General features: G+C 59.4%; 4 protein-coding genes and 1 pseudogene (1 of these 5 running past the window's edge). 3 read left to right on the top strand and 2 right to left on the bottom strand.

Annotation, left to right across the window (positions count from 1 at the left end; translation table 11 throughout):
* Positions 1 to 144 precede the first annotated feature (144 nt).
* Positions 145 to 2073, bottom strand: coding sequence for a transglycosylase SLT domain-containing protein (locus ACIPL2_RS05300; protein ID WP_401353671.1), 1929 nt, complete (start codon positions 2071 to 2073; stop codon positions 145 to 147).
* Between the two features lie 213 nt (positions 2074 to 2286).
* Between ACIPL2_RS05300 and ACIPL2_RS05295 the strand changes: the two genes are divergently transcribed.
* Complete coding sequence (locus ACIPL2_RS05295) at positions 2287 to 4203, top strand: ATP-binding cassette domain-containing protein (RefSeq protein WP_059404529.1); 1917 nt, start codon at positions 2287 to 2289, stop codon at positions 4201 to 4203.
* Between the two features lie 191 nt (positions 4204 to 4394).
* On the opposite strand, the gene ACIPL2_RS05290 is transcribed toward ACIPL2_RS05295, so the two are convergent.
* Positions 4395 to 4832, bottom strand: coding sequence for a universal stress protein (locus tag ACIPL2_RS05290; RefSeq protein WP_008151425.1), 438 nt, complete (start codon positions 4830 to 4832; stop codon positions 4395 to 4397).
* 104 nt (positions 4833 to 4936) lie between these two features.
* Here ACIPL2_RS05290 and ACIPL2_RS05285 point away from each other — a divergent pair, with 104 nt between their 5' ends.
* Both ACIPL2_RS05285 and fadB read left to right on the top strand, forming a co-directional pair.
* Complete coding sequence (locus tag ACIPL2_RS05285; RefSeq protein ID WP_401353668.1) at positions 4937 to 5374, top strand: hypothetical protein; 438 nt, start codon at positions 4937 to 4939, stop codon at positions 5372 to 5374.
* 650 nt (positions 5375 to 6024) lie between these two features.
* Positions 6025 to 7493: pseudogene (gene fadB / locus ACIPL2_RS05280) on the top strand (fatty acid oxidation complex subunit alpha FadB) (it continues 643 nt past the right edge of the window).

The raw sequence follows: 7493 nt of genomic DNA, 5'->3' as shown, positions 1-7493 counted from the left end.
CGCGCTTCCCCCCTCCCCCTGCTCTCATTTTTTCTCTTCATCAACAAAAAAAAAAAAAAAAAAAAACCCCCCCCCCCCCCCCCCCCCCCCACAGCTCCTACACAGCTCCTACACAGCTCCTACACAGCTCCTGGGCATTACCGGTTATTGATCATCAAAATACCGCTCATGCCAATCCACCAGCGGCTGTGGCGAATTGAGTTTCTGGCCGTAGATTACCGAGTACGACAACACGTTTTGCACGTACTGGCGGGTTTCGTCGAACGGGATGCTTTCTACCCACACGTCGAAGCTCAGGTGGTCGGCGCCGCGCAGCCATTGCCGTACGCGGCCGGGGCCGGCGTTGTAGGCGGCGGAGGCGAGGACGCGGTTGCCGTTGAACTGGCTGTGCACCTGGCTCAAGTAAGCGGCGCCGAGCTGGATGTTCTTGTCCGGATCGAGCACTTGCTGTGGCGAGGCCAGCGGAATACTGAACTTGCGCGCGGTTTCCTTGGCGGTGCCGGGCATCAATTGCATCAGGCCGCTGGCGCCAACGCCGGAGCGGGCGTCATCCATGAAAGCACTCTCCTGGCGAGTGATGGCGAACACCCAGCTGGAATGCAGGCCCCGGACCTTGGCTTCACGGACCAGGGTTTCGCGGTGAGCCATCGGGAAGCGGATGTCCAAGTCGTCCCAATACTGCGCCTGACTGATGGTGCGGATGGCCGGGAAATACCATTTCAGGTCGTAGGCCAGTTTCGCCTGGGCGACCATTTCGTCACGGCTGAAATGGCGGCTGACGTGGTACCACTCACGGCGACCGTCGACAATCTGCCCGCGAGCGTGCAGTTCCAGAGCGCGACGCACGCCAGGGGTGTTGCGAACCTTGTTGATCAGCGCCTGGCTCAGCACCAGCGGTTTGTTGACCAGCGAATAGGGTGACTGCGAGCGATCGGCGGCGAGGAAGCCATAGAAGTCGCGTTCGCGAGCGAGGCCTTTGTACAGCGTCTGCGCTTCCGGATTTTGCGGTTGCGCCAGTTCCAGGCTGCGGGCCTGCCAGTAGCGCCAGCGGTTAGTGGTCGCCAGATCCTGCGGCAGGCGGCGGGTCAGCTGATACGCATCGTCCCAGCGGGCCAGGCGCAGCAGCAGGCGCAGGCGCCATTCGGACACGGTGTTGTCGCGCAATTCCGGGTCGTACTTGGTCATCACGTCCAGCGCGCGGCTGTCGTAACGCCGTGCGAGGGTCAGGCCGATTTCCCGGGCGATCGCGACCTTTTCATCGCGGGAGAAGTGCATGCTGCTGGCATAACCGTCGAGCAGGTCCATGGCCTTGTCCGGGTCCTGGCGTGCCAGGCGGCGCAGGCCGAGGCTGACCACATCGGACATCGGTTCGTCGGCCGGGGTGAAGCGCGACGGCTGGTTCAGCAGCTCGGGTTTCTGCGCCACATCCACCAGCAAGCGACCACGAGGGGCGAGGGTGGTCAGGCCGTTGACCAGGCTATTGGCCAGCGGATAGTTGCGGGCCTGGGCGGCGAGCTTGGTGCGCTCCCAGCGTTTTTGCTCGGTGAGCTGGCCTTCAGCGGCCCATTGCCCGAACAGTGCGTCGCACGCGGCAGGTTGCGATTTGCCGGTCAGCCAGAGTTTATTGGCGTTGGCGTAACCTTCGGCTTTCTGGTTGTGACCGATCTGATACTGCGCGTTCAGGCAGTCCAGTTCGGTGAAATTGAGCTTGGGGTCGTAGTACTTGACGAAGGGCGCCCAGTCGCCGCGTTCGGCCAGCCAGCGCAACCAGCGCAGCTTCATCCAGTTGGCTTGCGGCAGGTCACCGTGTTCGGCGAGGAATTTCTCGATCTCGGCATTGCTCGCGGTTTTCAGGCGCGCGGTCAGTTCGTCATACGCAAGGTAAGGCTCCAGCGGATAATCGCTGAGGGCCTGGCTGTAGCGAAAATAAGGACCGGTATCACCCTTGGCCAAGGCGCGCTTGGCTTCATCGTAATACTGGCGCTGGGTGGACAGGTCCACCGCCTGGGCTGAGTGGATGGCAGTGGCGGAAAGAAGAAAACAGGACAAAAGACTGAAAAGGCGACTGCGCATGAGACGTCCGGGCAGAGAAATCATGACAAGCGCGGACAATGCCCGCGCTGAATTGTCTGTAGCTTAGCCTTTTGCCAGCAGCGGGCGAAAGCTTTGCCGGCCTGCTGGCATAAGTTCGCAACAATTGTCATGCAGAGTGCCACGAAGGTGAAATTGCCGGCCTTCTGAAGCCTCAAGTCAGGTAGAATGCGCGCCCGGTTTTTGGAGAAGCTCATGACCCTGCTCAAATTCAGCGATGTGTCCCTTGCTTTCGGCGCTATGCCGTTGTTGGACAAGGTGTCCTGGCAGATCGCCCGTGGTGAGCGGGTGTGCATCATCGGCCGTAACGGCACTGGCAAGTCCAGCATGATGAAGCTCGTCAAGGGCGACCAGAAGCCCGATGAGGGCTCCGTTTGGCGCGCACCCGGCCTCAAGATTGGCGAATTGCCGCAAGAATTGCCGGTAGCCGACGAGCGGACCGTGTTCGACGTGGTGGCCGAAGGCCTGGACGGTGTGGGCGAGTTGCTTGCGCAATATCACCACCTGAGCCAGAACATCGTCACCGACGCCGACCTGGACAAACTGATGCACGTCCAGCACGACCTCGAAGCCCGCGATGGCTGGCGTTTGCAGCAACTGGTCGACAGCACCTTGAGCCGTCTGCAGTTGCCGGCCGACAAGACCCTCGCCGAATTGTCCGGCGGCTGGCGTCGTCGCGTCCTGCTGGCTCAGGCCCTGGTTTCCGAGCCGGACCTGCTGTTGCTCGACGAACCCACCAACCACCTGGACATCGGTGCCATCGCCTGGCTCGAAGAAGCGCTGAAGGATTTCCAGGGCGCCGTGCTGTTCATCACGCACGACCGTTCTTTCCTGCAGAACCTCGCGACCCGCATCCTTGAACTGGACCGCGGTGGCCTGATCGACTGGAACGGCGACTACGCCAGTTTCCTCGTGCACAAAGAAGCATCGCTGGCCGCTGAAGAAACCGCCAACGCGCTGTTCGACAAAAAACTGGCCCAGGAAGAAGTCTGGATCCGCCAGGGCATCAAGGCCCGTCGCACCCGTAACGAAGGCCGCGTCCGCGCATTGAAAGCGTTGCGCGTTGAACGCAGCGAACGTCGCGAGCGCACCGGCAAGGCCAACATTCAGCTGGACACCGCTGACAAATCCGGTAAGCAGGTGATGGTCCTTGAGAACGTGAGCTTTGCTCACCCGGGTGGCCCGTTCCTGATCAAGGATTTCTCGATGGTCCTGACGCGCGGCGACCGTATCGGTCTGCTGGGCGCCAACGGTACCGGCAAGACCACGCTGCTGAAGTTGATGCTCAGTGGTCTGCAGCCAACGAGCGGCACAGTGGAAGAGGGGACGCGCATCGACGTGGCCTACTTCGACCAGTTGCGCCATCAGCTGGACCTGGAAAAGACCGTGATCGACAACGTCGCCGAAGGTCGCGACTTCATCGATATCGATGGTCAGAGCCGTCACGTGCTGAGCTACCTCGGCGACTTCCTGTTCAGCCCGCAGCGTGCCCGCACGCCGGTCAAGGCGCTGTCCGGTGGCGAGCGTGCTCGTCTGTTGCTGGCCAAACTGTTCAGCAAACCAGCGAACCTGCTGGTCCTCGACGAACCGACCAACGACCTCGACGTCGAAACCCTCGAGCTGCTGGAAGAGGTCTTACTGACCTTCAACGGCACCGTGCTGATGGTCAGTCACGACCGGGCATTCCTCGACAACGTGGTGACCAGCACCCTGGTGTTCGAAGGTGAAGGCAAGGTTCGCGAATACGTCGGTGGTTATCAGGACTGGCTGCGTCAGGGCGGCTCGCCGCGCCTGCTGGGCGTGACCGAGAGCAAATCCGGCAAGGCTGACCTGACCTCTGCGGTCGTGACGGCTGAAGCTGCGCCAGTGGCGGCGGTAGAAGCGCCAGTGGCGAAGAAAAAGCTCAGCTACAAGTTGCAGCGTGAGCTGGAAATGTTGCCGGCTCAGATCGAAGCCATGGAAAAACAGATCGCTGCGGTTGAAGCGCAAATGGCGGATGCCGGTTTCTACCAGCGTCCTGCCGCCGAGACAGCTGCCGTGATTGCTCAGCTGGAGCAGTTGCAGGCTGAGCTCGACATCATGGTCGAGCGTTGGGCCGAGCTGGATGCCTGATTGAGCCTGCAATAAAAAAGCCCGGCGTTCAGTGATGAGCGCCGGGCTTTTCGTATGAAACGCGATCTGCAAGTCGCAAGCAAATCAAATGTGGGAGCGGGCTTGCTCGCGAAGGCGGTGTGTCAACCGACGTTGATGTTGAATGACCCACCGTCTTCGCGAGCAAGCCCGCTCCCACATGTTCCGTGTTGTCAGCTTTTGATCAGGCGCACCGCGAGCACATCGCAAGGCGCACCGTGCAGTACATCATTGGCGGTGGAGCCCAGCAGCAGCGCCAGGCCATGCCGGCCGTGACTGCCCACCACGATCAGGTCGCAGGTTTGCTCCTTGGCCAGATGGTGAATCTCCTGGCGTGGCTGGCCGTAGGTCAGGTGGCTGTATTCCTTGGAGAGTTCCGGATATTTCACGATCAACCGGTCAAGGCGCTCCTTGGCCTGATCAAACTGCTGTTGTTGCAGTTGTGACAGGTCCATCGGCACGTCGCCGCCAAAGGCCATGGCCATCGGCTCGACAATGTGCACCAGGGACAGCTTCGCACCGTTGCTCACCGACAGTTCGCGAGCGCGGTGGATTACAGGGTCGCACTCTTCGGTTAGATCTACAGCGACCAGAATGTGGTTGTAGGGCATGAGGTGCTCCTCCTGAGGATTGCAATAGTGGTAAGTATGGCTGGTTTCAAGCGCATTGGCTCCAAAGTGACTGAATGCGCTCATCAAGAATCGGGAGTACAGATATGACGGTCTGGATAGTGGTGTCAATCCTGCTGGTGGTGTTGAGTCCGCTGGCATGGTTGCGACCGTCCCGCCACCAGAGCGGCCGCATGGCCCTGCGCATGGAAGCACGACGCATTGGGTTGGCCATGCAACTGGCGCCCCAGGAGTGGCCGCACTGGCTGAGCAAGGAACCGCCGAGCCCGTGTGCCCAGTATCACCGACCACGGCGTGGCAATCAGCCGGCGTGCTGGAGCTACTGGCAAAAATCACCCGGTGTGTGGGTGAATCAGTGGCAGGAGGTCTGTGAGGATCCGGCGCTGCTGAATCATTTCGAAAAATTGCCGGACAACGTTTACAAGGTCGAAGCGGACAAGCAGATGATCACGTTGTACTGGGGCGAGAAGGGCGAAGCGACTGTTTTGCAACAAATCGATGCCACCCTCAAGGCACTCGCCTGAAACCCGCCCACAACGAATCGCATTTTCCAACGATTCACGCGGACGACTCTCTGTAGGAGCAAGCTTGCTCGCGATGGTCGTCAACGCTAACGCTGCAAACCTGACACCCCGCGGTGCGCGCAGGTTTATCGCGAGCAAGAGCCCCATCCCCACGCCGCAGGCAATAAAAAGCCCGACATCATCATCGGGCTGGAGTTGGCCAGGCAGGCCGGTAATTCGCTGTGGGCTGATCTTACGCCGGGCATTAGCCAAAGCGTTCACATTTTTCCCCAAGGTCCCGCCAGCGTAGCCTGTTAAACACGGGTTGCAGGGAATTAGGGCGACTTTTCTAACTATTGATCTTATGAATGGCCTCACATGCAGCCGCGTGTTGAAGATCTTCGCGTTACGGGAATGACCGGAAAGTCGCGTTTCAACCCGTATTTTGCGCGATTGACAATTGCCGGAAATTCCGTGAAGGTGACATACCCAAATCAAACGGGCGTATGAATTGAGCGTTTGTATTACAGACCGCTCCTACAGAATCCCGACTATCGCGTTGGCGGGTGTGCCGGGTGGATTGGCGTAGCATTGACGTTTAACGTCCCTGCCCAGCCATTCGCCTGCGTCCGACGTGTACTGTTCAGCTTCCATATCGTGGAGATCAGTTGATGATTTACGAAGGTAAAGCCATCACGGTTAAGGCTCTTGAAAGTGGCATCGTCGAATTGAAATTCGACCTCAAGGGTGAGTCCGTCAACAAGTTCAACCGTCTAACCCTGAACGAACTGCGTCAGGCCGTAGACACCATCAAGGCAGATGCTTCGATCAAGGGTGTGATCGTCAGCAGTGGCAAGGACGTCTTCATCGTCGGCGCCGACATCACCGAATTTGTCGAGAACTTCAAGCTGCCTGATGCAGAGCTTGTTGCAGGCAACCTCGAAGCCAACAAGATTTTCAGCGATTTCGAAGATCTCAACGTCCCGACTGTCGCCGCGATCAACGGCATCGCTCTGGGTGGCGGTCTGGAAATGTGCCTGGCAGCGGACTTCCGCGTCATGTCCGCTACCGCGAAAATCGGCCTGCCGGAAGTCAAGCTGGGCATCTACCCGGGCTTCGGCGGTACCGTGCGCCTGCCGCGCATCATCGGTGCCGACAACGCCATCGAGTGGATTGCCGCGGGTAAGGAAAACCGTGCTGAAGACGCGCTGAAAGTCGGCGCCGTCGATGCCGTGGTTGCTCCCGAGAAGCTGGCGGAAGCGGCACTGAACCTGATCAAAGGCGCCATCTCCGGCGAATTCGATTACAAGGCCAAGCGTCAGCCAAAGCTGGAAAAACTCAAGCTCAACGCCATCGAACAAATGATGTCGTTCGAAACCGCCAAAGGTTTCGTGGCCGGTCAAGCTGGCCCGAACTACCCGGCCCCGGTCGAGGCGATCAAGACCATCCAGAAAGCGGCGAACTTCGGTCGCGACAAGGCGCTGGAAGTCGAAGCTGCAGGTTTCGTCAAACTGGCCAAGACCTCTGCCGCGCAGAGCTTGATCGGTCTGTTCCTGAACGATCAGGAACTGAAGAAAAAGGCCAAGGCCTACGACGAAATCGCCAAGGACGTGAAGCAGGCCGCTGTATTGGGCGCCGGCATCATGGGTGGCGGTATCGCGTATCAGTCGGCCTCCAAAGGCACGCCGATCCTGATGAAAGACATCAACGAGCACGGCATCGAGCAAGGCCTGGCTGAAGCCGCCAAGCTGCTGGTGAGCCGCGTTGATAAAGGTCGCATGACCGCGGCGAAAATGGCTGAAGTGCTCAACGGCATTCGTCCGACCCTGTCCTACGGTGATTTCGGTCACGTCGACCTGGTCGTCGAAGCGGTCGTCGAAAACCCGAAGGTCAAGCAAGCCGTGCTGGCCGAAGTCGAAGACAAGGTCAAAGAGGACACCATCCTCGCGTCCAACACCTCGACCATTTCCATAAACTTGCTGGCCAAAGCCCTCAAGCGTCCGGAAAACTTCGTCGGCATGCACTTCTTCAACCCGGTGCACATGATGCCGCTGGTTGAAGTGATTCGTGGCGAGAAGTCCAGCGAGCTGGCCGTTGCCACCACCGTTGCCTACGCCAAGAAAATGGGCAAGAACCCGAT

It is taken from the genome of Pseudomonas sp. NPDC086251 (assembly GCF_044746405.1).
In the GTDB taxonomy this organism is placed as follows: Bacteria; Pseudomonadota; Gammaproteobacteria; order Pseudomonadales; family Pseudomonadaceae; genus Aquipseudomonas.
The sequence above is the reverse complement of the archived record's forward strand: the minus strand, read 5'-3'. Positions and strand labels throughout refer to the sequence as shown.